Genomic DNA, 25,365 nt, shown 5'->3' with positions numbered 1-25,365 from the left:
TTTGTGGTAGTTATCTTATTTTGCTGTGGATACTATCTTCACAACGTCTCCGTCTTTGAGCTCGTGCTTCTCCCCAAGGCGCATCTTTGTCTTTGCGTCAACTGCATAGAGGAAACGGTCTCCAATATCTGAGTGTACCTTGTATGCAAGGTCGTGTGGATTGGAGCCTTTTTTCATGAGGAATGCATCAGGGAGCATGCGGCCGTTCTTGTCGGTCCACTTGCCTTCATCTTCTACCGGATAGACGATTATAAGGTCCAGAAGCTCGAATACGGCACTGTTTATACATTCCTGGATACCTGTACCTTCGGTCTTCTGTATCAGGCTGCGTACGTTCTCAAGTCCTTTCTTCTGGGCAGGGCTGAGCTTTTCTGAGATTATTGTGAAGTCCTTGTCCCCTGGCTCGTAGCTGATAGCCTGTCCTTTTGATGCTGATCTCAGGACAAGTTCTGCGGCTGCGCTTGTGGGCACGACCATCTGCTCAAGTGCCTGGAGATTGCTGACGTTCTCCGGTGGTGCCACGTCCATCTTGTTAGCGGCGATGATCATTGGTTTGCTGAGGGAGCGGATAACGTCACAGAAGTGGACTATGTCTTCTTCGCTCCATGTGGAGAGGTGGTTCCTGTCAAGTTTGCATTCGTTGAGTGCTTCACTGATGTGTTGCTCGTTAACTCCTGCTCCCATGAGCTGGTCTGCTAGTATATGCTCGAGGTTAAGTCCTTCTGCCTGTATCTTGCGTGACAGTTTTGTCCAGTTCCTCATTATAATACTATGGATCCACATGGTAAGTTCGTGGTTGAGGAAATCGATGTCTCCGAGTGGGTCATGGTCTCCGATATCTACAGGATTCCCTTCGATATCTGTTCCACCGGATGCGTCTATGACGTGAATGATGGCCTGTGCCTGACGAAGATCATCGAGGAAGGTGTTACCAAGTCCGCGCCCCTGGTGCGCATCAGGTACCAGTCCTGCAACATCTATGAGCTCGATAGGAACGTAACGTATGCCATCTGAACAGTTGCCACAGCGCTTGTCACGGCTGACACACGGGCATTCTGACTTTACGTAGGTGACTCCTTTGTTTGCATGGATGGTTGTGAATGGATAATTAGCAATTTCAACGTCTGCAAGTGTTGCAGCCTTAAAGAATGTGGATTTCCCTGCGTTAGGTTTCCCTGCAAGTCCTATTGTCATCGACATGATTAGTAATCAGCCTTGCAGCATTTAACTTTTATTGATCGTTCACACATCTTTGAGTGCAATAATGCCCAAAAATGCATGGTTATTTATTCTCCAACCAATAATCTTTATATGCGAGAAAGACATTAGAGCATGAACCCCAATGTCCCGGTAGGGTAATGGATATCCTTGAGGCCTGCGGAGCCTTAGATCCGAGTTCGATCCTCGGTCGGGACGCTCTTCTTATTTTTGTTGTTTCAACATATCAATGTCGTATGTTTTTAATTTTAATCAATGATTATTCAGTAACTTCTGTAAAACCAAAAACATATCTACATTTAAATTAAAATACATTTTAAATGTCAGGAACTATAAAGTGCCATATTGGATCATTTTCATCAAGGTACTTATTTTCAGCAGGCTGGAAAAAGAGGGATGGTCTGTTCTATTTTATGCTGGTTCCGGCATTACTGATCTTCATCTTTTATCTTCCCATGAGCTTGAAAGAGACATATTTCATCCTGTATCCTTCAAGGATAACACTGTATTCGCTCTTTCTCTCAAATTATGTACATAATGATCTGGCACACTTTACCGGAAATCTGGCTACTTATCTGGCACTTTGTTTTCTCATCTTCAATCTTGAGACGAACAAACGTAACTTCTATGTGTACTCGGGGTTCATGTTCCTGTTCTTACCCTGGGTGATATCGATCGTATCTATGAGCATGATCGGGCCAAACACAACATATCAGGGTTTTTCAGGACTTATCAGTTCCTTGTTCGGATATCTGACATATATTGTCTATAGGTTCCTGAAAGAATACTGCTGCAAGAGCATGGACCTCACATTCCTTTTCCTGATAGTTATCATGAATCTCTTACTGGTCCTTGGGAACATTCCTTCACAAGTGTTCCAGTACATATTCATAATTACATTCGCATTGGTATTGGTCTACCTGCAAAAGGATGTCATCGTAGAGGTCATCAAGAAGAATTTCGATATCAGGAACTGGTTGAGATGTTTCCCCAATTTCAAGCAATTGTACTTCCTGGGTCTACTGATCGTAACCCTGAATTACATATTCATCTTGCCTGTTCTGGTTCCTGAGGAGATCATGCGCAACGGTGCCATTGTCAATTCAGTCGGTCATTACACAGGCTACTTTTTCGGGATCTTCGTTCCTCTGATCCTCTCAGCAATTTCCGACAACTGACAGGATATGTAAAAGACAAGCTGACCACTACTTTCAAAAAAGAGACAGCCTGAATTCTCTTTCAGTGGTTTCAATCAATGAACAGAAGCTCTTTTAGTGCCTGGAAGAACGTATTATTAGGTCTTCTATGACATCTATCCTCGAATTCCATCAGCAAGGTCTGAATTTTGGCAGGAGGATGGTTGTTGTATAATTGCTGCATGGCTTCTGAAATACAGGTGCAACGGCATGGTGTACAGCAATTCTCCATATCGTCCTGAATTAAGGCTATGTGTCTCTGGATCTGTTCCGTAGTACGTTCGCTCATATCTATCGATACTAGATCTTGCATAGTTTAACCCCTAAATATGAATTGGGCTGTGTATATTTAGTGTTTGTGTCCCTGAACATACTCACAAAGGTCACACTTGCTTCCACTCCTTTAAATACGATTTTTTACATTCATATATTATGGACCATCCGGACATTGACACATGCATCAGAGAGGCTGAGATAATCGAAAAGATGTATATGGACCTGCTGGAAGGCACCACCCAGAAAAGGATGAAGCGAGTGGATGACGGTTCAACAGGGTTACAGAATGTCGAATACCGGATATGTTTGATCAATTCTAAGAACGAGCCTCTGCAACGTGCTCTTTTTGAGAGGTACGGGGATTGGTATGAAGCTTGCAGGGAATCTATTCAGGCAAGCACATCAAGGAGCAGGAGATCAAAATATGACAAATTCTCAGGCTTCAATGAAACGATGCTCTCTCTCATCGGTCTGAAGGATCCTGTCAGCAATTCCAACGAGAAAAGTGACCTGAAAAAAGAATTCAGGGCCAGTTTTGATGTCATGGTGAGTATGCTCAACTCTATGGAACCTCTACCTCTTATCGCTTCAGCTCAGAACGGTCATGAGAGGATGTCTATAATAGAACAGATGAACTCTGAACTTGACGAAGCCGAGAGACTGTATGAGCAGGGGTCCGTTCGTTCTGCAGGCCTAATTGCCGGTGATGCTCTTGAAATATATCTGAGGATGCTGTGTGAGGTGAACGATCTCGAACCTGAGCCAGAAGAAACCATAGCTGCAATGGTGCAGAGGCTCCGTGATATTGGCAGGGCTAACGAGCCAGATCAGGAAATGCTTGAGACAATTGACTATCTTGTAGTTCTAAGTGATAGGTGTACCACTACCGATGAGAATGATGTTGATCTGGAAGACGGGGCAAGAGAACTGATCGACCGGGTGAGAGAAATGATCTTTCTGGCTTTTTGCTAGTTTTTAGCTATCCACCGGTTATGCAAGGTCTACTATTACGACATCTCCAATGGTCTGTGACTCTATCTTTGCATTTGCTATCATAGAAAGTGCATTCAATATCAACTGGTCCGGATCTTTGTTACCTGTATAATCCAGGATCGGATCAGCAGTCTCATAGGAAGACATTGCCATTATGTATTCCTCGTCCTCAAATATTGTAGCATATATCTGGATTATCTGGTCAACATTTATGTACGAACCATCCAGCGCTCTGATGTAGACTGTATACATTTTACTCACTCCAATATACTATATTCAATATTGACCCATAAACCTTGTTGGTGATATCACCATCTTTTTGGTCCATAACAATATCTTCTATCTATATATTTCCCAATACATCCATTTCCTAACAGTTATATATTTTTAAGTCAATATTATGATGCAAGGGAAAGTTCCTGTGTACGGCTGAAGATACATTCTAAAGTACGAGAAACATGGATGCAATAACCTTCGACGGCTCATGCACTCCGAATCCGGGTGGATGCATGGGATTAGGTTGGGTTGTTACCTTGCAGAACAACTCCTTTTCAATACTCGGAAACGACCGGCTTGAAAAAGACACCAGTAATAACGCTCTTTTTGCAGAATATCTTGCCCTGAAAAAAGGTATGCTTGAATACGTCAAAGCCAAAGGTCAGGGTCCTCTCACTGTGATGGGGGATAGTCAGACCGTGATCAACCAGATGCGTGGTATCTACGCTATAGTGGATGATGATATCTGGAACATCTATTCTGAGATCACCAACATCATCCGGGAATACGAGCTTGATATCCATTTCCGCTGGGTGCCCAGGGTGCAGAACAAGCAGGCAGACCATCTTTCCAAGACCAAACAGAAAGTGCGTATACTTTATCCCAATGACCGTGAGGTCCTCATCGATCTACAAAATTCACCAGCAACAGGGAAAATAAGGAAGAATATCGCTATGATGAACTCTACTCCAGTTCCAACCAATGCTATGTACAAGCGTCTTCACACGGCTTCAAGAGATGTTCTCTCTGACAGGTCCCTCTTTGAATTACAGGAGATGGCAGGGAAGAAAGCAACTAATATAGCTGCTGAAGCCTTTCCAGGAAAGCAGGGTCGTAATAAACGTCATCAGGCTCAGGTCCTTCGTTGGATGCTCAGGGGACTTGCCATGGACCTTGCTGTCAAAAAGGTCCGCTTTGACAGTATGGGCCGGAAAAAAGCAAGCAATAAAGTACCTGTTAAGACAAAAGAAAAGAATTCACCTGCTAAAAAGAAAACACATTCTTCAGGCGGTGCAAAATATTATCTGAACAGAAGGGCTTTCGCTTTCTGAAAGCCTGATACTTTTCTTTCTATAATTCTGGATCCCTTATCGACCATAAGCTCAGGTGATCATAAAAAGAGCAATGAACATTAGGATCCCAAGCAGGAACACTCCGGCAAGCACTGCAAGTATCTTTCTTCTCTGGTCTTCCTCTTCAGGTGTCATTGGGAGAGGGTTGGGATTGTGCTTCTTCTCAAGATATGTACCGATACCCAGTCCCAGGGCCAGTCCTATTGCCGGTCCTATCGCCATTATTCCCATGGCAATGCCTATGGGAATTCCCAGTGGAAGACCTATTAGCATGCCTATGGCGATGAAATGACCTTTTGGATATCTTTTTTCCTGCATGCTATTTACCTGACATCTATACTTATAAAACTACCTGGATCATTTGTTCTTTAGACAAGAACTCTGAAAAAGGACATTATTTTTTCCTATATTTCCAATACTCTATGTGTCTATATAGAAATCCGCATCAGAATACTTTTATATAATAGAAACAGATTAATATGTGTTTATATGCTCTACGTAAATTCGAGGGGAATTTATGAAACAACAAGACGAAAAGAAATTTGATGAGTTCAGGGAAATGTTCTCCAGATATCTGGAAACCGATGACCTCTCTGAGCAGGAATTCAAACTCAGATGCAACATGATCAACTTCGTGAAAAGTGCTTGCATCCAGACACTGGTATCATACTAATAATACACATCCAATAAGCGGCACAAGCGCTTAAAAATGCGACCTTGCCAATAAACAAAGCAATAGCTATCTGATCTTTCCGGGATCAAATAGCTTTTTTCTCTTCTTTGGCTATTTTGCCCTATATATTCCATTTTCGTTCATTTTCTGCTATTTCAGTATAACCAAGGATAATCTTCATATCATTCCATATATATGATACTGGCAGGAAAAACGCTTGATTTGCGGAATATCACATATCCATTTAATTACATTGGGCTTCTAATGGAGCTCAAGAACCCCAACGGATGACATAATCATGAGTTACAAAGTAGGAATCATGGGCGCCACCGGTGCAGTAGGCAGAGAGATCATAGATGTATTGCACAACAGGAACTTTCCAGTGGAACAATTAAGACTGTTCGCATCAGTGAGGAGTGCAGGCAAAACAATGGAAACCCCATTCGGGGAAATAACAATTGAAAATGCTGACCTTGCAGATTATTCAGAGCTTGACATCGCATTCTTTGCTATCAGCGGTGGATGGAGTCAGGAGAACGCTGAGAAAGCTACCAGTGCAGGTTGCTATGTAATTGATAACAGCAGTGCTTTCAGGTACGATGAGAATGTACCTCTGGTGGTCCCTGAGATAAATTCAGATGCCATTGGTGAGTCCAAGCTCATAGCCAATCCAAACTGTACAACTGCTATTGCAGCCATTCCTCTTTACACACTCCACAAGGAGTTCGGTGTCAAGAAGGTACTTATCAGCACCTATCAGGCAACAAGCGGAGCAGGAGCAGCAGGTATGGATGAACTTGCAGCAGAGACCCGTAACTACCTTGATGGAAAGGAAGTAGGTAACAAGGTATTCGCTTACCCGATCGCATTCAATGCTATCCCTCACATCGATAGTTTCCAGGATAATGACTACACCCGTGAGGAAATGAAGGTCGTCTGGGAAACAAGGAAGATATTCAATGAGCCTGACATGCCTATTAGCTGTACATGTGTAAGGATCCCTACCATGAGAGTACATGCGGAGAGCATCATCATCGAGACTGAAAAGCCAGTTGACCCTGCTAAAGCTAAAGAACTTCTGAGTTCAGTGGAAGGTGTGGAACTCAAGGACGATATCGAGAACAATGTCTATCCAATGCCAATAACAGCTACAAAGAAATATGACGTGGAAGTTGGAAGGATCAGACAGAACATTGTCTTTGGTGACCACGGACTTGAGTTCTTCGTCTGTGGTGACCAGTTGCTCAAGGGTGCAGCCCTTAATGCTGTTCAGATCGCTGAAAAGCTCTGATCGTTCTAATATATGACCGGTGCACTGAAAGTGCATCGTCCATCTTTTTTCCATTTACGTTCAGATCATATTTGTTTTTGAGATATTCGGGTAATTCTTATGTGCTTTCACATCCATCTTTAAATGGGGTATTATCACGGGTGTGAAATTATGAATGAGATCAACCTATATATCGAAAAGATAAACAACAATACGTTCCGTTCATCTGATGTTCCATTGATCCTTAAAGTTCTTGATCAGGATTCAAAAAAAGGGTTGATAGGGTTCACAAAGGATGATGCTCATTTGTTCCAGGTGTATACTTTCATCCTTCAACAACTTGAACTTGCTTCAGGCCCTGCTTCTCCAGGAGTTCATGCAGGTGACTGGAGAGAGACCGTTGATGACCTTTCACTTCTCAAACAGGTTATCGATGATATGGGAAGGGAGATGGTAATATCGAATGTCTCATGGAGTGCAGGTGGAATTGCCATCTTTGATATACCTGACAAGGACCAGTACAGGACATATGTTAATTCGATGATGCGACTACATTTGAACCGTCTCTATGAAAGGTACGTGTGATCGGTCTGGATAATTATCCGGGGATCCTCTTCTCGTAGATCCAATGTTTTTCCGATGCGGGACTTTCATCCCCTGCCTTAATATTTTTAATCGGTATACTGAGATTCCATCAGTTAGCTTTATATAGAACTGCTCTCATCTAGATTGAGCAGTACGAGTAATAGTACTTAATTTACAGATATCACTCTATCTATATTATTATCATTAGGAGGTTAAAAATTGGCAGGACAGCCTACGTATGCGTTAGGGAACAGGAACAGATCCCGTGCAAGGGATGCACAGAGCATTAACATCCTTGCAGGGAAAGCAGTTGCAAAAGCAGTAAGGACAACCCTTGGTCCAAAAGGTATGGACAAGATGCTTGTTGACGGACTCGGAGATATCGTAATTACCAACGATGGTGCTACCATCCTCAGGGAAATGGATATCGAACATCCGGCAGCAAAGATGGTGGTCGAGGTCTCAAAGTCACAGGACGATGAGGTCGGTGACGGTACAACAACAGCAGCAGTACTCACAGGCGAACTTCTCACAAAGGCAGAAGAGCTTATTGACAAAGGTGTTCACCCAACTATCATTGCAAGTGGATACAGACATGCAGCAAAGAAAGCTGTTGAGATCTTAAAGACCATAACCATCGATGTCTCCACAGATGACAGAGAGACCCTGATGAAGCTGGCAAAGACCTCCCTTACAGGAAAAGCAGCAGGCGAATACAAGGACTTCCTCGCAGAGAAAGCTCTTGATGCGGTCCTTTCAGTTGTCGAAGAGAGCGATGGCGAGATCAAGGTAGATGTCGATGACATCACTATCGAGAAGCGCGAAGGCGGAAGTATCCTTGAGTCTGAACTTGTCACAGGTCTTGTTATCGACAAGGAAAGAGTAAGGCCGAACATGCCAAAGAAGGTCGAGAACGCAAAGGTCCTCCTCGCAAGCTTCGCAATTGAGTTCCAGAAGATCGAGAAGAGCGCAGAGATCAAGATCACCTCACCTGACCAGATGAACCTCTTTGTCGAACAGGAAGAGAAAATGGTCAAGGAAATGGTCGACAAGATCATTGCAAGTGGCGCAAATGTAGTATTCTCACAGAAGGGTATTGACGATCTTGCACAGTACTATCTCGAGAAGGCTGGCATCTACGCATGCAGAAGGATCACAAAGAGCGACCTCAAGAAGCTCGCAAAGGCAACCGGTGCAACATTGTTCCAGGATGTAACTGACATCAGGACCGAAGACCTTGGTGAAGCAGAGGTTGTAGAAGAGCGTGACCTCCACGGTTCAAAGATGACCTTCCTCCTTGGATGCAAGGACCAGAAGACAGCATCACTCATTCTCCACGGTGGTACAACACACATCGTAGACAGTCTCAAACGCGCACTTAACGATGCACTCTGTGTTATCGGTGTAGCACTGGAAGACAAGAAGATCGTTGCTGGTGGCGGATCACCTGAGATCGAGCTCGCACTCAGACTCAGGGACTATGCAGCAACCCTCAAGGGCAGAGAACAGCTCGCAGTAGCTAAGTTCGCAGAAGCACTTGAGATCATTCCGCAGACACTTGCAGAGAATGCAGGTCTTGACCCAATAGACAAGCTCGTTGACCTTCGTTCACAGCACGAGCAGGGTAACAAGAACATGGGTCTCGATGTCTATACCGGAAAGGTAATTGACATGTACGAGAACAATGTCCTTGAACCACTCAGAATAAAGACCCAGGCAATTAACGCAGCAACAGAAGCAACAGTAATGATCCTCAGGATCGATGATGTTGTGGCTGCAACCGGCAGAGGCGGCGCAATGCCACCAGGTATGCCACAGCCTGATATGGATATGTAATATCCCTTTTGTGCAGGTTCTTCCTGCACGCTATTATCTTTTTTTCTTACATTTCTTCCTGATATGTACCTTGCATAAGGATTATATATTTTGTAAACCACTAGCAATTAAAAAGGTTGACAATACTTTTGAGATAACGATATTGGTTAACGTTGCTCATATTCTGGTATTTGATACATGACCGGTGGTCCTTATGGAAGAAAAAGTCTATTCTCAAAATAATAACATCAGAAAAATGGTATATGCATCAATGTTCGCTGCAATGATGGCAGTAGGTGCCTACATTGAGATCCCTGTTCCTATAAGTCCTGTACCTATCACACTTCAGACACTTTTCATCCTTATGGCAGGAGCAATGCTTGGTGCCAGATGGGGTACGATAAGTGTGCTTGTCTATCTGCTTCTGGGTATAGCCGGATTGCCTGTATTCTCAGGAGGCAGCTCCGGTCTTGGCATGTTCTTCGGTCCGACAGGTGGTTATCTCATAGGTTTTGTGCTAGGTGCCTTTGTTATCGGTTCACTTTGTGACAGGTATGGCAGGGAAAAGATACACTTCAATGTACTTTTCATGCTGGTCGGTCTCTTTGTTATCTACCTTCTGGGCATACTTCAGCTAATGAACATTGCAAGTCTCTCACTCACAGAAGCCCTGGCTCTGGGATTGCTCCCGTTCATTCCAGGTTCTATTCTTAAAGTACTGGCAGCATCCATAATAACCTCGAGATACACTATATGATGGACCATGATCCACATAAAGGACATTTCATACAGGTATCCGGACAATACTCTGGCGATCGACTCACTCTCATTGAATATTAACAAGGGAGAGTTCGTAGCCATAGCAGGGAAGAACGGATGTGGAAAATCCACTCTGTTACGTCATATGAATGGCCTTCTTCTTCCCTGTCAGGGTTCTGTGGTCGTTAATGGTATGGATACATCCGATCCTTCATCACTGATGGACATACGCCGAACGGCAGGCATGGTCTTTCAGGATCCGGGTTCCCAGTTCATAGGGATGACCGTTGAAGAAGATGTTGCATTCGGTCCCGAGAACCTTGGTCTTTCTCAAAGAGAGATTAATGAACGTGTGGATCTCTCTCTTCAGAATGTAGGTATGGAAGGGTACAGATATCATACTCCAAGGTCCTTAAGCGGTGGTCAGAAACAGAAGGTTGCACTTGCATCTGTCCTTGCAATGAAACCTGATATCATACTGTTCGATGAGGTCACTTCCATGCTGGACCCCTGCTCCCGTAAAGATATACTGTCATTGATAGAGAACTTGCATGAGAACGGGACCACTGTCGTATACGTGACCCATCATCTTGAGGAACTTGTTCATGCGGACCGTCTTGTTGTAATGGAGAACGGTCGCATCGTTCATGATGGACATCCACGTGAGATCCTGAGCAGGAATGATCCTGAACAGTTCGGATCCGATCTTCCTCCGGTCATTGAACTGGCAAGGAGACTTGCAGATTCGGGTTTGATACCTGCTGATCCGTCATCTTTTCCTTTATCAAGGGCTGAGCTCAGGGAGGTATTATGTCGATCGAAGTGAAAGACCTGAGCTTTTGTTATAACAGGGGTACTTCTCTTGAAAAACGTGCTCTTGACAATGTCAGTCTTTCTATAGGGAAAGGCGAGTTCGTTCTTATTGGGGGAGAGATAGGTTCCGGAAAATCCACTCTTGTCCGCCACTTCAATGGTATCCTGAAACCTCAGTCCGGTTCTGTAACAGTAAGTGGAATGGCTTCCACTGACAGGGATGTCAGACACAAGGCAGGACTTCTGATGCAATATCCTCAAAAGCAATTGTTCGGGAGAACGGTTTTCGAGGATGTATCATTCGGACCTTCAAATTTTGGAATAAAAGGTGATGCTCTTGAACAGCGAGTTGCTGATGCTCTGGAGCAGGCAGGTCTTGGAAGGGATATCGGTTCCCTGTCACCTTTCAGTCTTAGTGGAGGTCAGATGAGGCTTGTGGCACTTGCCGGGGTTCTGGCAATGCAGCCCGAATATCTTATCCTTGATGAACCGACATCTGGTCTGGACCCGGAGAACCGTTCATCCCTGCTTGCAACATTGAAAGAGCTACACCTCTCCGGTATCTCAGTGGTTGTTGTCTCGCATCAGGTGTGTGAATTCCTCCCGCTTGCAGATAAAGTGATACTTCTTGACAATGGTTGGGTAAGCTTTAATGGCACGCCGGTGGAGTATGTCCGCTCAGTAAGTTCACCTTTGCCTGAGATCACATTATTGATGAAAGACCTCATCCGGGAAGGTTTCGATGTGCGTGATGATATACTGTCTATTGATGATGCCTTTGAAGAGATAGTCAATGCACTTGAGAAAAGAGGAGCTGGTCAGGATGAATGACCTTTTCATGTCTTTTGTTCCCGGTGACTCTGTGCTTCACAGGCTTGATCCAAGGACAAAGATCATTGGTCTTATGCTTGTGAGCTTCTGCATTCTTGATGCTTCATCTTTTGCAGACATGTTTTTTATAGCACTTGTTTTTACAGTTCTTGTCCTATCGTGTAGGTTGCCATTGGGACATTTTGTTCGCTCGGTCCGTCCAATGCTTTTCTTTTTTGCTATCCTTTTCCTGATGCAGTTGTTCTTCACAGAAGGCAGGGAAGTATGGCATTTCAGTTCTCTGTCGGTCACATATGAGGGTTTGCTACTTGGAACGACCATTACTCTTAGATTTGTCTTCCTGTTGTTGTTCGCAGCACTTATCACTGCTACAACCTCTCCTTCACGGATAACGTCTGGCATCGAAAGACTGCTTCGTCCGTTGCCATTGAGATATGTCGGTATCACATCACACGATATGGCAATGATGATGTCACTGTCTATCTATTTTGTACCAATGTTCTATGATAGTTTCACAAGCCTTAGAGAAGCCCAAATATCCCGGGGTCTGGATATCAGAAAGGAACCTGTAAAAGCCATATTCTCGATCGTCGTTCCGCTGGTGAGCGGCTCTGTAAGAAGGGTGGAAGAGGTAGCGCTTGCCATGGAAAGCCGTTGTTATCAAAGTACAGGACGTAGTTCCATGCATGAGATGAAGTTCACGGGTAAGGACCATGTATCTTTTGCCATGTTCGTATTTCTTATATTGTTTTTAACAGTATTGTGACCATGGGGTAATATTAATATATGAACATATGCTCATATATTCATAATGGTAATAAAGCTGGAACATACTTGTGCAGATGATACTCTCATCAATGAGAAGGTCAGGAAACTGCCTTCTGAAAGGTCGATATCCTCTATGTGCCAGATATTCAATGCTCTCCAGTGCACCACACGCCTGAAGATACTGTTCCTTCTCCTTCAGGGTGAGATGTGTGTGAAAGAGATCGAGGATGCACTTGGTATATCACAGTCTGCGATATCGCATAGTCTGAAAAATCTCAGGCAGATCGATCTTGTAAGAGTGAAAAAAGAAGGAAGGTTCGCGGTCTATCATTTGGCTGACGAACATGTAGAGACGTTCATGTCAATGTGCAGGGAACACGTGGAGGAATGATATAAATGACATTATCAGATCAGGTGGTATCAGTTGTCATCGGGGTAGCAGTAGCATCATGGGAGCTGTTCGAGGAAGCAGCACCATATCTGTTCCTTGGTTTTGCTGTTGCAGGTCTTTTGCATGTGCTTGTACCTGATGAGAAGATATTGAAGCATCTTGGTAAGTCTGCAGGTAAGTTCAGATCAGCTCTGAATGCATCACTTTTCGGTATTCCTCTTCCGCTTTGTTCATGTGGTGTGGTTCCTACTGCCCTCTCACTGAAGAACAGAGGTGCTACAAAAGGAGCAACGCTCTCGTTCCTTATCTCGACACCCGAGACCGGAGTGGATTCTATAGCTATAACGTACGCATTGCTGGATCCTATTATGACCATATTCCGTCCGATAGCCACCATGGTGACTGCTTTGCTTACTGGTGTTACTGAGAATATACTTGGTGAAAGGGCCGCCAGCAAGAAGGAGCCAGTCCCGCAAAAGAGTAACCTCCTCATGGCTCAGCCAATGGCTGCATGCAGTGATTCTTCCTGTGGCTGCCACACTGGTCCTGCTCTTGATGAAAATGCCTCAATGGTCCAGAAGCTCAGGGAAGCATTCAGGTATTCTTTCGTTGAACTCCTGGGAGATATTACCAGCTGGCTGGTCCTTGGTATCATAATTGCAGGTGTGATCACCTATGTGATCCCTGATGAGATAATAGAAGGTTACCTTGGAGGCGGTGTATTCTCCATGCTGATAATGCTGGTCATAGGTATTCCTCTATACATATGTGCCACAGCTTCAACACCTCTGGCTGCAGCTCTTGTAGCAAAGGGAATGAGCCCGGGAACTGCATTTGTGTTCCTGCTCGCAGGCCCGGCAACGAATGCAGCTACTATTACAATGGTAACAAAGTTCCTGGGAAAAAGAAGTGCAACCATTTATCTTTCAATGATCGCGTTGTGTTCACTGGCATTTGGACTACTGCTCGATGTCATCTATGTCAGGCTGGGCATAGAAGTGAGTTCCATCGTTGGCAGTGCCAGTGATGTATTAGCCCCGGAAGTAAAAACAGCGTTTGCACTGTTGCTAGTACCTTTAATGGTATATGGTGTATATCGGCAAAAGAGATCAAAAGTGTGAGATGTAGTTATTTTCTTTTTTTGTGGAGTTCTCTTGAAAGGATCTCAGCCATCTTTTCTTTGAACTCATCCACAACTACGTCTTCCAGATCATCACTTTTTGGTCTGATATTCTCAGCCTTTTCTAACTCTTCTTCCTGAGTAGGTATACTGACTATTTTTCCAAGGGTTCCTGCTTCTTTGATCTTGCCATTCTCCCACGAAAAATCTTCCTTTTTAGGCATAACGTCCCCATTCTCAAATTGTATGGATATATCTCTGAGATATATGCAATAATAATTGGGACTTTAAAGTATATACGGTTTTTGAATGTAAATCTAAAAAAAATAAGTTTTATTCAGTTTTCATCTTTTTCCCAATAAGGACCTCAGTCGACTTGATTATGGCAAATACTTCATCACCTTCTTTGATATCAAGTCTGTCGATGGCTTCGGAAGTTATCACGGATGTAAGTGCACTTGGGTCTATCTCTATCTTAACTCTGGCAACGATACCTTCTTTGTCAACACTGACGACTTTCCCGGGTATCTTATTACGTGCGGATATTGCAAGTCCGATATTCTCCCAGGATCCTTCATCCTCCATAGTGCTGTTGATGAATTTCCTGTTCATTTCATATTCATTTATTAGTCTGCGTCCTTCTTCGGTGAGGAATGTTCCCTGATCCTTTCCTCCTCTGACGGTCTTGACCACATCCTTGCCCAGTCTTTCACTTATCTTGTTGAGAACGTTCCAGGCATGTTTGTAGGATATATCCATTTTCATACAGGCTTTGCGAAGTGATCTTTCCTCATCTATGGTTTTAAGGAGTTCCACTTTACCTGCTCCTATCAGTGGTTTTCCATCCTCTGCAAGCCATACTTTTGTTTTTGCTTCCATGTTTCTCTCCCTCCCGCTCATTGTTCAAGGTCCGAGTCCTCGAAGATGAACAGTTCGTCTATCGTTGTTTCCAGGGTATTTGCCACTTTATATGCAAGTTTTAGTGAGGGATTGTATTTCCCTTTTTCCAGAAAACCTATTGTTTCCCGCCTGACACCAACTTTCTTTGCAAGGTCCTCCTGGGTCATATCATATCTGGCCCTGAGTTCCTTGATCCTTGTTCTCATCCTATCATCCCTTGTTCGGTCACTCGATATCCCCTTTTCTAAAGAGATACCACTGGATACCTTTTGCGGTGACCAGCATTGTGACCATCAGTATTGCAAGTACATTTTTCACTGTTAGTTGTGCCAGTCCGAACTCCTCTACCCAGAACAAGAGCGATATAAGGATAAAAGTTATCAGCCATGAGTAAGAAAGTCCGTAAGCTCCTATCTTTATTGTCCTCTCATCTTTTACAGGACCATTACGATATCTCTTTGCCCGTATGAAAGTGACAAAGAGGATTATCGACCCTATGTTTATCAGGCTGATCCCTGTCTGATGGTAGTCCTCAACAATTGCGATCAGCACGATTCCGGCTATGATACATATCAATGACAGGGTGTAACTGATCTTTATATATCTTTCCAGCTTTTCCATTCGATTTCCTCTAATCTATTTCTAACATTATGTTAGAAATAAGTATTACTATGTTATCTATATCTAACATTTGTTATTTAAGATCATTCATTATTCGAATGACCAATAAACTATTTATCGTGTGATCGACCCATATTCAGCACTGTATATGTTATCGTTCTTTACAGGCCAGGAAGTGGGATCATGAAGATAAACGTTATTTTTTACAGTTTGTACGGTCACAACTATAAGATGGCTGAAGCAGTGGCAGAAGGTGCCAGAGAAGTTGAAGGTGCAGATGTCGGATTGTACCAGATACAGGAAACCTTTACACCGGAGATACTGGAAAAGATGGGAGCAACAGAGTCCAAAAAGAGCTTTGAGCACATCCCCGTTGCAACAATAGAGAATCTCACAGAAGCAGATGCCATCATTTTTGGCACTCCCACAAGGTTTGGAATGATGGCTGCACAGATGCGTGCTTTTCTTGACAGGACAGGAGGTATCTGGTCAAAGGGTGAGCTCATCGGAAAAATTGGCAGTGTCTTCACATCCAGCAGCACCCAGCACGGCGGTCAGGAATCAACGATATTGAGTTTCCACACTACTCTGCTGCATCATGGAATGATACTGGTGGGTGTTCCATATTCGGAAACAAGGCAGTCTGTCCTTAATGAGATCACAGGTGGAAGTCCCTATGGTGCTTCTACAATTGCTGGCAGTGGTCCTGATACAAGGCATCCAAGTGAGAATGAGCTTGGGATCGCGAGGTTTCAGGGCAGGCATGTTGCTGAGATCGCAAAGAAGCTGGTAGGGGAATAATCCCTATAAAATGATTTATTTTTGGTGACATCGATGTAAATTTATATAGTCGCGCTGCTTAGTAGATTGTCATGAAGAAAGAAATGACAATGAAGTCAATTTTGGCTATGTCAATTATGTTTTCATTGATATTAGTGGGCATATTCTATGCTGGGGGTCTCATACTCTATGGGGGCAGTTCCTTACATAATACCGATATTAATGGACCTGTCTATACTTTTGGAGGGCATGGAGAGCTTACTATCGATCTCAATGGGTCGGAAGGTTTTACAAGAGAATCTTATGTTGAGATCGAAGAAGTGAGCTATGAATATTTGAGTAGGAAGTCAGACCTGATCATTGCAGGCACAGTAAAAGAGATTCTTCCGGGCAAATGGAATACTATAGATGGCAAGAGACCGCATAATTCTAGTAATGATCTTGAATGGTATGATGTGATCTACACTGATGTTGTGATCACCGTTGATGAATATCTGAAGAGTTCGTCAGCGACAGATGAAGTTGTAGTGCGTGTGTTCACGGGAACCGTTGATGGAGATGTTAGCACGGCCGATTATGAACCCTCTTTCCAGACCGAAGAAAAGGTCTTCCTTTATCTTATCGAAGATGATTGGGAGTACACAAAGGACCTGGGTCCGGAACATTATTTTGTCACCGGTTCAGCGCAGGGCAAATTGACAATAATGGATGATGGAACTGCTGTAGGTGTACATGGAACTATAAGTCAGGAAGAATTAGTTGAAATGATTTCTTCTTGATAGAAAAAACAGTAGATATGGAGTAGTTAAAAATCAGTTCGCAGTACTCTAAAAGGCAGGCTGGGTATGAGCACATTTAAGAAAATGCTATTATTGTCACTCATTATTTTTTCCCTATCATTGGTCTATTATGTGATTCCGGTTGAAGTAGAAGGTGTGGTTGAACACAAAGTTATCAATGGATATTATGGAAACACCTGTGATAGTATATTCAACGCCCCGCATCCTGCTGAGTCATGGATACTTGCAGACGATGAAGACTTTGAACCGTTTTTCACTCAGGGCGATATGAATCTCTATGTAAATGATTCTCTGAAAGAGTTTCTGGAACGGAAATATGCCAGCGTTGATTACTATGTTGGTGTAAGGCTCATCTCTGATGACCCTGCTAATGGTGTGTATGAAGGTGAAACATGCACTTATTATGTTAGTCTGGAAGACTTCAACAAAGTAAAGATCGATAACAAAGTTAAATGTAAAATACCAAGGTATCGGTTTGCCAGGATTGATAATATCACTATTCTGTAGATTCAAAATGTGATAGCTTTGTTTTTAGGTCTTTGTAGAAACCGATTGAACCTTTCAGTTGGAGGCATGGCCATAATTAATTTAAACTATTCTCTAATTTTTAGTATATGATGCTGTAACTTTAGAGTTGTTTTCTCTCAGCTTTGGTAGTGATGATTGGAATGAACAAAATAATGAGCTATTTTATCTTATGTTTTCTTTTGTGCAGCTCACTCTTTTTTTCAGGTTGCATAGCCGAGCAGAAAGAAACCGAAAACAATACAGTGACAATGTTAACCGGTATTGATGATTATGATATTACCAGTGTTTCTGCCAGAAACGGATTAAATGATGAACTGGTTACAATCGGGGATAAAGAAACCATTGATAAATTGATTAAAATTCTTGATACACTCAATTTAGAAGAAATAGGTATTGGATCGGTTTCAAGCAGAACCTATTATACTCTTACATTTTACCATAATTCAACTGAAATCTATAATTTAAGCATAATTCAGGACGACCTTCTGGAAATTGATGGAGTTTACTATAAGGTCAACAACACACACATCAATATGACTGAACTGAGAGGGCTCATAAATCCTCTGGATTTACCTGTTAAACGAAATGAAGAAGGAAACATCAGTATCAGTTCTCTTATAGACATTAATACATACGAAATGACAAAAGTGTCAATTGTAAATGGAATGAGCAGGAAATCTGGTAGTACTGACAATATAACCGAGATCAGAAAACTACTTTCTGATCTTGGCAGATATAAGCTGGTAGAAGCCGAAGAACCTTTTATTGGTGGCTATCGATATTTCATTTATTTATATAATTATTCAGGTGGTTTTTCCCGTGTCAGCATTGTTGACAATAAATCAATAGAGATAGCTGACGTTCCCTATGAAATTGTTGATTCTTCTATTGATCTGGCAGAATTTGAAGAGTTTATTCACTTAGAATCAGTTTCCGGTCATGAAGGGTTAAACGTAGAAGTTTCAGGAATAGCTGAATCTGTAAGTATTGAAGAATTGGATTCCTGTTCATTCCTTATTATTGCAGGAACTGTCACAGGTGCTTATCCGTCAAGATGGAATACTCCTGACGGACAAAGACCTGATAAACCTGGTAGTGAACTGAACATCGGAACTGAAGATATGATCTATACTGACATTGGAATTCATGTTAATAGGTATTTTAAAAATGAATATGATACTCAGGAGTGGGTAATAAGGGTTGAGGGAGGTACTGTAGGTGATGATTCCATCTGGGTCGAAGATACTCCATCATTTGAATATGGTGAAAATGTGTTACTTTTCCTGAATGGGGATATTATAACGGGTGCATATCAGGGCAAATTCACAATGATAAACGATACAACAGCAGTAAGGGGTGATGGAGTGTCTGTGAATATTGCTGAGATGTATGATCATTGGGAAATAACAGAAATTTAGTTTTTTTATTATTCTCTGTTTTTCAAAACCACCCTGCTCTCCTCCACATAACTACGAACATCTTTGAAGTTTAAGCAAAGTATATACAGTTCCACTCCAAATCCTGTAACAGGAAAACAATACCCGTTCTGGAGTGGTATCATGAAATTTACAGGAAAGAAAACAGGAACATTAATTGTTCTGGTATCGTTATTTGCAGTTATTATCTCGGGGTGTATCGGAGGCGACACTCTCGATTCAGTCATGCCTTCGAATATAGCGGGTCCATGCACCGATCAGCTTTCTTCATCAGGAGATGAGTTCCTGATACTTGCACCGAAGATGCTTTTCTCAGGAGGGGAGAGTTCAGTGACCATGGCGGCTTTCTCTGATAGTGAACCGGTGGTACGCTGTGTGGAATACACTCTTACTGATGAGGACAACAATGAGATATCTCTCATACAGGCATCAACATCTGAGGATGGGAATGTTGTTGCTTCCTTTGAAGTGCCTGATGTTGAGGAAGGCAGTTATGTGCTCACTGCAAAACCATCAGGGTTCGATACCGAATTCAAGGCAACAGTGGAAGTGGTAAGAAACAATCCTCTTTTTATTGAGACCGATAAGCCGATCTACAAACCCGGACAGACGATCCATGGAAGGATCCTCTCCCTGAACAATAACCTTGTTCCTGTGCAGGAGAACATCACTGTGGAGATCACAGATGCAAAAGGCATCAAAGTATTCAAAGAGGAACTGGACTCCAATGAATATGGTGTTGCTTCTTTCGACCTTCCTCTGGCATCAGAACTGAACCTTGGTACATGGAAGATGGTTGCAACGGCAGGCGATTCAAGTTCCAATGTCGACATTCAGGTAGACAAATATGTGCTTCCTAAGTTCGATGTCTCACTGGAAACACCACAGGAATGGTTCCTTGTATCCGATGGGATCACAGGTACAGTATCAGCCAACTATTTCTTCGGAAAGGAAGTAGAGGGCGATGTTCTGGTTGAAGCTTCACGTTATGTTGGTGAATGGGAGCAATATGCAACATTTTCCGGTACACTTGAGGATGGCCTGATCGAGTTCGAGCTTCCTGAGGTGGAATATGCAGCCGGTACATACGGTGCAGGCGGGCAGGCAAGTCTCATGCTCAACGTGACCGTCACAGATACGGGCAATCACAGTGAGAGCACCAATAAGTTGCTTACTATATCCGGGTCACCGATAGTCCTTCAGCTTATACCTGAATCAAGTACCATAAAACCAGGAATGCCATTGCAGGTGCTTGTTGTAACAAAGGACCCGGGAGGGGAACCTGTGGATACTGAGGTCATAGTGGACACCAGACTGCGTGATGACTCCTATAAATATACAGAAGATGAAATGACAGTTACAACGGAGAATGGTATTGCGCTTATTGAACTGGATATCCCAAATGGCAGTACCAACCTGTATATGGATGCATATATTGATGACAGTAATGCCTGGACCAGTGAATCACTGAATGCAGCTTATTCTCCAAGTGCCAGCTTCATCCATATCACCCAGACCAGCGACGGTGTGCCGGAAGTTGGAGATGGCATATCTTTCCATGTCTACTCCACAAATCCGGGTACTGTGTATTATGATGTCTTCGCCAATGGCAGGACCGTATATTCTGCTACCAGCGATGAAAATGAAATCAGCATACCAGTGACACCGCAGATGAGCCCACAGGCAAAGGTCGTTGCCTACATGATAAATCCAAATAGCGAGGTTTCTGTGGATGTACTTCCGTTCGATGTGGAATTCTCCACACAGATCGACCTTTCAAGCTCCTTCAGCAGTGAAATGGCAGAACCGGGGGATGATGTTACAGTTGACTTCGATGCCGGAAGCCAGTCTATGATAGGATTCTCCATCGTGGATGAGTCTGTATATGCGCTCAGCGAGGGCAGGCTGAATCTCAAACAGGTATTCGATGAGCTTGAAAAGCGTTTCATGGAACCGCAGGCAGAATCACACCCATACTGGTATTCTGAAGGTGCCTATGATACGCTGGAGAATGCCGGAATGGTGGTAATGGCTTCGCCGGGAATAGAGGTTCCACGTTCTGAATCTATGGCGATTGATAATGGTAAATTTGCAGGGTTTGGAATGGAAGTGGATGTGGCTATGGATGACATGGTAGTGGAAGAAGAGGCAGTGGAAGAAATGCCTGCGATGGATGCGGAATCTGGATATGAGCTCACTTCCTCTAGTGTTAACACAGATGAAGAACTCGCAGAAGTTCAGCGTGTGCGCCAGTTCTTCCCTGAAACCTGGGTCTGGATGCCTGAGCTTCTCACTGACGATGCAGGTCTTGCAAGTGTGGACCTGACAGCACCTGACAGCATCACTACATGGAGACTTCATGCAGTATCTTCAGGTCCTGAGGGAATCGGTATATCTGAATCCAGCCTGACGGTGTTCCAGGATTTCTTTGTTGACCCGGATCTGCCATATTCTGTAACAAGGAGTGAAGAGTTCCCTGTACAGGTGCAGGTCTACAATTATCTGGACACAGAGCAGGATGTCAAACTGACACTATCAGGTGCGGAATGGTTCGATATCATTGGTGATGATGTGCAGACCGTGACCGTTGATGCCAATGGTGTTGGATATGCCAGTTTCACGATAAGCCCGACAGAGGTTGGAAAACAATTAGTTGAGATCACAGGTCAGACCACAAAGAGGGCGGATGCTGTCAGGAAGGATATCATTGTTGAAGCAGAGGGCGCTACCCGTGAGCTTGTTGACAATGGAGTTCTGAACAATGGTTCAGTGGAACTTGATACAACACTACCTGTTGATATTGTTCCGGATTCCGGGAAGGTGCTTGTGAGCTTCACCCCGAGCATCGTGGCACAGAGCATAAGCGGAGTGGATGACCTGCTCGGTATGCCTTATGGCTGTGGTGAACAGAACATGATGCTCTTCTCCACCGATGTGGAGGTTCTGAGATATCTGAAAGCAACAGGTCAGGACAATCCGGAAGTGAGGGCAAAGGCCGAGATGTATATCATCACCGGTTACCAGCGTGAACTGACATACCGCCACAGTGATGGTTCCTTCTCAGCATTTGGTGAGAGTGATGAGAGCGGAAGTCTCTGGCTCACTTCATTCGTGCTGTCCCAGTTCAGTGCTGCAAGGGATGTGACCACGATCGATGAGAATATCCTTTCCGAGGCTGCTGACTGGATCGAATCCCATCAGCAGGAGGATGGTTCATGGGAGCAGGTCGGTTTTGTTATCCATCAGGACATGATGGGTGGTGTCAGCGGCACCTATGCACTGACAGCATACACGACCCTGGCACTGGATGAGTATGGTTCTGTAAGTCCTGTTGTCATGGCAAACGCACAGAAGTATCTTGAGGATAACCTTGCAGACCAGGAAGACCCGTATGCTCTTGCTATCGGCACCCTTGCGTTGCAGAAACTCGACAGTCCGTTCGCTGATGAAGCACTGAACGACCTGCTGGCGATATCAAAGCAGGATGATGACGGCACCTACTGGGGATATGGTGACGGCGCAGTTCCAATGCCATACGATGACTTTGGTTACAGCTACATAGCACCATCCAGCAAGAATGTGGAAACAACCGCATACGCAACCCTTGCTCTTATCGAGGCAAAGAACCCCACAGCGATATCATCACTGAAATGGATAGCTGCACAGCGCAATTCCAACGGAGGATTCTCCAGTACTCAGGACACCGTCATGGCTTTCAGGGCACTGATGAGCGCGGCAGCATCTGCAGGAAGGGATATCGATGCAACGGTGCATGTGATTACTGACGGAACTGAGATAAGGTCGGTGGATGTAAACCAGCAGAACTTCGATGTGGTCCAGATAATCGAGATCCCCGAGGGAACATCCAGTATCACTCTTGAGATGGATGGGACCGGTGACCTGAACTACCAGCTTGTAAGGCGCTTCAACGTCATTCTGCCGGATGCTATCGAGTACGATGAGATCGAACTGGATGTGGACTATGATTCCACCGATGTTGCAGTGAACGATATCGTCACTGTGAATGCAACTGTGAAGTACAATGGCATTCAGGGTATCGATGGCAGTGTGAGTTCAAGTGGAATGATGATAGTTGACCTTGCGGTTCCCACTGGTTTTAGTCCGGTCTCTTCAAGTCTTGAGGCTACCAAAGAGAACGAGGATAAGATAACCCGCTACGAGATCGCAGGCAGGAAGGTCATATTCTATATCGATGACATGCAGCCCGGCGAGGTGCTGAGTTTCAGCATGCAGGTTCAGGCACTGTTCCCTGTGAAGGCTGTTGTATCAGAGAGTAAAGCGTATTCGTACTACAATCCAGAGGTTGTGGCTGAGGTGAAGGGAATGAATGTGACCGTGGTCTGAGTGTATAAAGGAAGTGAATAATGGAAGGGATGACCTCTCTCCCTTCCATCAATTTTTATAAGTTGTAATTGTATATTCTATGAAAGTGGTCTCACTTTCAAGGGATCTGATAATATGGACTTCAGACTAATTTTCATTCTAGGATTTGCAGGTTTTGTTGTTACAGTTATCCTGCTGGCAATTGTTATCACTTACCTCAATGAGAAACGCAGATCAAAGAACCTTGCAGAACAAGCAGGAGGAATAGGTTTTGAGCCAGCTACAAAAGATATTGTCACATCAATTGGCTTCAGGCAGACCCAGCTTGGAAACAAACAAAAGGTGTACAATGTTCTCACAGGCACGTTCGATGGTATGCAGGTGATATTCTTTGACATTACGATAGTCATTGGCCATTTTATAACGGGTTCAACAAGCTCTCATGGAGGGAGTTTCAAATCATCAGGTATTATCTTTAAGGAAAAAGCTCCTATCTTTGAATTGCAGCCTCGCTCGCCGATATCAAAGAATGCGTATAACAAATACTTCTCCCTGAAAGGAGATACTTCTTTAATGAACGATTCCCTGGCAGAGAGGATCGGAAGAAATTATGCCATCGAGTCCAATGGAACACATGTCCTGTTCGTTCCTTCGGGAAAACGTGTTGAAGATATGGGTGAGGAAGTAAAAGCTGCTTATGGGATATTGCAGGACATCATTCAGAGATATTAGGTATGATCATTGGTGAACAAAGAACAACACGATCTACCGCAGCAGGCGGCATGTTCCTGTCACTACTAATTTGAAGGCTACTGAAATAATGCATTTATCAAAATTGCTCAGTTCCAAGTTTCAATTAACAGAATTTCTACAAGCTGAGCTATATTCTATTACAGTGTATTTGTCTTACTGAACAAACTCTGACCCATGTCAGAAAAAATCACATTAAATATGTACAACCCAATTCTGTGTTGAACAAGATGAAATTCGATCGGATACCAATTGGAAAATTTTCCCTGATGACGCACCTGACGCAGAAAGCCCTTCGTCTCTATGATAAGAAAGGTCTTCTTGTACCTGAGGCAAAGGATGCATTCACAAATTACCGTTGCTACACCTATGATCAGATAGAAAGAGGAGTAAAGATACGAACTCTTTCCTGGATGGGCTTCTCCCTTAATGAGATCGCTACGTTGCTGGATGCAGAGGAAAAAAGTGACAGTGCCACCATCAGTGTACTTATGCAGAAACGATGTGCACACACTGAGAAGGAGATTCTCAGACTGCAGAAAGTACAACAGGTCTTGCTCAGACAAAAAGACACATTGGAGTTGTATAGTATGTCAGTATCAGAACCAGCGATCAGAGAAGTTCCACAGATGCGTGTGCTAAGTAAAAAAGAGATAGGAAGCTATGAAGTCACGATCGGGAAACTCATAGGAGAACTATTCGGGTTCATTGGATCACAAAATAATCCCCGAAACGATCTAAAGGTGACAGGACCCTGTATGTTCATCTGCCATGATGAGGAATACAGGGAAACAGGAGCAAATATTGAAGTTGCTCTTCCAGTATCAGGTAGCATTTCCACCGATGATTTTGAAGTTGAACTGTTAACATTACCGGCTGCTACTGTTGTATCGGTTATCCATAAGGGTCCCTATGAGGAAGTGGGTGTAGCATATACCCGTCTTTTTGAATACATAAATAATAATGATCTCAAGGCTGCAGGTCCTTCAAGGTCATTGTACCTGAACGACCCGAATGAAGTTCCTGAGGAAGAATTCCTGACTGAGGTCCAGATTCCTGTTACGCCATTGTAATATTTTGCAGGAAATAGTTTCGAAATATTAAGTATTTATTTCAGTCAAGTCCAGATATTATAAACTATAAATTAAA

28 protein-coding genes and 1 tRNA gene are annotated in these 25,365 nt (G+C 43.6%); 21 read left to right on the top strand and 8 right to left on the bottom strand.

Going from position 1 to position 25,365, the window contains the following annotated elements; all coding sequences use genetic code 11:
- Nucleotides 1-15 precede the first annotated feature (15 nt).
- Nucleotides 16-1,200 (bottom strand): redox-regulated ATPase YchF, encoded by a 1,185-nt coding sequence (locus BM008_RS06755; RefSeq protein ID WP_091935170.1) that lies wholly within the window; start codon nt 1,198-1,200, stop codon nt 16-18.
- Between the two features lie 144 nt (nt 1,201-1,344).
- Between BM008_RS06755 and BM008_RS06750 the strand changes: the two genes are divergently transcribed.
- Together BM008_RS06750 and BM008_RS06745 are read left to right on the top strand one after the other, a co-directional pair.
- Nucleotides 1,345-1,416, top strand: a tRNA-Arg gene (locus tag BM008_RS06750).
- 122 nt (nt 1,417-1,538) lie between these two features.
- A complete protein-coding gene (locus BM008_RS06745) occupies nt 1,539-2,396 on the top strand; it encodes a hypothetical protein (RefSeq protein WP_143072298.1) in 858 nt (285 codons plus the stop codon).
- A 70-nt stretch (nt 2,397-2,466) separates the two neighbouring features.
- Here the strand turns inward: BM008_RS06745 and BM008_RS06740 are convergent, their stop codons facing one another.
- Nucleotides 2,467-2,727: a hypothetical protein gene (locus BM008_RS06740; RefSeq protein ID WP_091935164.1), complete on the bottom strand. Its 261-nt coding sequence runs from the start codon at nt 2,725-2,727 to the stop codon at nt 2,467-2,469.
- Between the two features lie 119 nt (nt 2,728-2,846).
- On the opposite strand from BM008_RS06740, the gene BM008_RS06735 reads away from it, so the two are divergent.
- Complete coding sequence (locus BM008_RS06735) at nt 2,847-3,662, top strand: HEPN domain-containing protein (protein ID WP_091935161.1); 816 nt, start codon at nt 2,847-2,849, stop codon at nt 3,660-3,662.
- An 18-nt stretch (nt 3,663-3,680) separates the two neighbouring features.
- Here the strand turns inward: BM008_RS06735 and BM008_RS06730 are convergent, their stop codons facing one another.
- Complete coding sequence (locus tag BM008_RS06730) at nt 3,681-3,935, bottom strand: hypothetical protein (RefSeq protein WP_091935159.1); 255 nt, start codon at nt 3,933-3,935, stop codon at nt 3,681-3,683.
- A gap of 206 nt (nt 3,936-4,141) precedes the next feature.
- Between BM008_RS06730 and BM008_RS06725 the strand changes: the two genes are divergently transcribed.
- Nucleotides 4,142-5,011 (top strand): ribonuclease HI family protein, encoded by an 870-nt coding sequence (locus tag BM008_RS06725; RefSeq protein ID WP_091935156.1) that lies wholly within the window; start codon nt 4,142-4,144, stop codon nt 5,009-5,011.
- Nucleotides 5,012-5,062: 51 nt separating this feature from the next.
- Here the strand turns inward: BM008_RS06725 and BM008_RS06720 are convergent, their stop codons facing one another.
- On the bottom strand, nt 5,063-5,350 hold the full coding sequence (locus tag BM008_RS06720) for a hypothetical protein (protein WP_091935153.1): 288 nt from the start codon (nt 5,348-5,350) through the stop codon (nt 5,063-5,065).
- Between the two features lie 199 nt (nt 5,351-5,549).
- Here BM008_RS06720 and BM008_RS14875 point away from each other — a divergent pair, with 199 nt between their 5' ends.
- From BM008_RS14875 to BM008_RS06675, 10 genes are all read left to right on the top strand, one after another.
- Nucleotides 5,550-5,705: a hypothetical protein gene (locus BM008_RS14875; RefSeq protein ID WP_177187993.1), complete on the top strand. Its 156-nt coding sequence runs from the start codon at nt 5,550-5,552 to the stop codon at nt 5,703-5,705.
- 298 nt (nt 5,706-6,003) lie between these two features.
- On the top strand, nt 6,004-6,996 hold the full coding sequence (locus BM008_RS06715) for an aspartate-semialdehyde dehydrogenase (protein ID WP_091935151.1): 993 nt from the start codon (nt 6,004-6,006) through the stop codon (nt 6,994-6,996).
- Between the two features lie 150 nt (nt 6,997-7,146).
- Entirely contained in the window at nt 7,147-7,560 is a 414-nt protein-coding gene (locus BM008_RS06710) for a hypothetical protein (RefSeq protein WP_091935148.1), read from the top strand.
- A gap of 219 nt (nt 7,561-7,779) precedes the next feature.
- The gene (gene thsA / locus BM008_RS06705) at nt 7,780-9,396 is read left to right on the top strand and encodes a thermosome subunit alpha (RefSeq protein WP_091935145.1); all 1,617 of its coding nucleotides are present in this window, start codon (nt 7,780-7,782) and stop codon (nt 9,394-9,396) included.
- A gap of 193 nt (nt 9,397-9,589) precedes the next feature.
- Nucleotides 9,590-10,132: a biotin transporter BioY gene (locus BM008_RS06700; RefSeq protein ID WP_091935142.1), complete on the top strand. Its 543-nt coding sequence runs from the start codon at nt 9,590-9,592 to the stop codon at nt 10,130-10,132.
- Nucleotides 10,133-10,138: 6 nt separating this feature from the next.
- A complete protein-coding gene (locus BM008_RS06695) occupies nt 10,139-10,960 on the top strand; it encodes an energy-coupling factor transporter ATPase (RefSeq protein WP_091935139.1) in 822 nt (273 codons plus the stop codon).
- Nucleotides 10,945-11,778 carry an ATP-binding cassette domain-containing protein gene (locus BM008_RS06690; protein ID WP_091935136.1) on the top strand — a complete coding sequence of 278 codons (834 nt, stop codon included), beginning with the start codon at nt 10,945-10,947 and terminating at the stop codon, nt 11,776-11,778. Before BM008_RS06695 ends, BM008_RS06690 begins: the two co-directional genes overlap by 16 nt.
- Nucleotides 11,741-12,544, top strand: a complete 804-nt coding sequence (locus BM008_RS06685) for an energy-coupling factor transporter transmembrane component T family protein (protein ID WP_091935133.1) — start codon at nt 11,741-11,743, stop codon at nt 12,542-12,544. Before BM008_RS06690 ends, BM008_RS06685 begins: the two co-directional genes overlap by 38 nt.
- A 45-nt stretch (nt 12,545-12,589) precedes the next feature.
- A complete protein-coding gene (locus BM008_RS06680) occupies nt 12,590-12,937 on the top strand; it encodes an ArsR/SmtB family transcription factor (protein WP_091935131.1) in 348 nt (115 codons plus the stop codon).
- Nucleotides 12,938-12,942: 5 nt separating this feature from the next.
- Complete coding sequence (locus tag BM008_RS06675; protein WP_091935128.1) at nt 12,943-14,058, top strand: SO_0444 family Cu/Zn efflux transporter; 1,116 nt, start codon at nt 12,943-12,945, stop codon at nt 14,056-14,058.
- Nucleotides 14,059-14,065: 7 nt separating this feature from the next.
- Here the strand turns inward: BM008_RS06675 and BM008_RS06670 are convergent, their stop codons facing one another.
- From BM008_RS06670 to BM008_RS06655, 4 genes are all read right to left on the bottom strand, one after another.
- Entirely contained in the window at nt 14,066-14,281 is a 216-nt protein-coding gene (locus BM008_RS06670; RefSeq protein WP_091935125.1) for a hypothetical protein, read from the bottom strand.
- Nucleotides 14,282-14,390: 109 nt separating this feature from the next.
- Nucleotides 14,391-14,936 (bottom strand): molybdenum-dependent transcriptional regulator, encoded by a 546-nt coding sequence (locus tag BM008_RS06665; RefSeq protein ID WP_091935122.1) that lies wholly within the window; start codon nt 14,934-14,936, stop codon nt 14,391-14,393.
- Between the two features lie 17 nt (nt 14,937-14,953).
- Nucleotides 14,954-15,163, bottom strand: coding sequence for a helix-turn-helix transcriptional regulator (locus BM008_RS06660; RefSeq protein WP_091935119.1), 210 nt, complete (start codon nt 15,161-15,163; stop codon nt 14,954-14,956).
- Between the two features lie 19 nt (nt 15,164-15,182).
- Nucleotides 15,183-15,578 (bottom strand): hypothetical protein, encoded by a 396-nt coding sequence (locus BM008_RS06655; protein WP_091935117.1) that lies wholly within the window; start codon nt 15,576-15,578, stop codon nt 15,183-15,185.
- A 183-nt stretch (nt 15,579-15,761) separates the two neighbouring features.
- Here BM008_RS06655 and wrbA point away from each other — a divergent pair, with 183 nt between their 5' ends.
- From wrbA to BM008_RS06620, 7 genes are all read left to right on the top strand, one after another.
- Entirely contained in the window at nt 15,762-16,379 is a 618-nt protein-coding gene (wrbA, locus tag BM008_RS06650; protein WP_177187992.1) for an NAD(P)H:quinone oxidoreductase, read from the top strand.
- A 71-nt stretch (nt 16,380-16,450) separates the two neighbouring features.
- Entirely contained in the window at nt 16,451-17,137 is a 687-nt protein-coding gene (locus tag BM008_RS06645) for a hypothetical protein (RefSeq protein WP_245747942.1), read from the top strand.
- 66 nt (nt 17,138-17,203) lie between these two features.
- Nucleotides 17,204-17,665, top strand: coding sequence for a hypothetical protein (locus tag BM008_RS06640; protein ID WP_091935111.1), 462 nt, complete (start codon nt 17,204-17,206; stop codon nt 17,663-17,665).
- A gap of 161 nt (nt 17,666-17,826) precedes the next feature.
- Nucleotides 17,827-19,104, top strand: a complete 1,278-nt coding sequence (locus BM008_RS06635) for a hypothetical protein (RefSeq protein WP_143072297.1) — start codon at nt 17,827-17,829, stop codon at nt 19,102-19,104.
- Between the two features lie 141 nt (nt 19,105-19,245).
- Nucleotides 19,246-23,487, top strand: coding sequence for an alpha-2-macroglobulin family protein (locus BM008_RS06630; RefSeq protein ID WP_091935106.1), 4,242 nt, complete (start codon nt 19,246-19,248; stop codon nt 23,485-23,487).
- 114 nt (nt 23,488-23,601) lie between these two features.
- Complete coding sequence (locus BM008_RS06625) at nt 23,602-24,198, top strand: hypothetical protein (RefSeq protein WP_091935103.1); 597 nt, start codon at nt 23,602-23,604, stop codon at nt 24,196-24,198.
- Nucleotides 24,199-24,446: 248 nt separating this feature from the next.
- Entirely contained in the window at nt 24,447-25,289 is an 843-nt protein-coding gene (locus BM008_RS06620) for a MerR family transcriptional regulator (protein ID WP_091935100.1), read from the top strand.
- The last annotated feature ends 76 nt before the right edge of the window (nt 25,290-25,365 follow it).

The sequence above is a fragment of the Methanolobus profundi genome (assembly GCF_900114835.1).
GTDB lineage: Archaea > Halobacteriota > Methanosarcinia > Methanosarcinales > Methanosarcinaceae > Methanolobus > Methanolobus profundi.
Note: the sequence above shows the minus strand (reverse complement) of the source record. Positions and strands in the feature narration are given on the sequence as shown.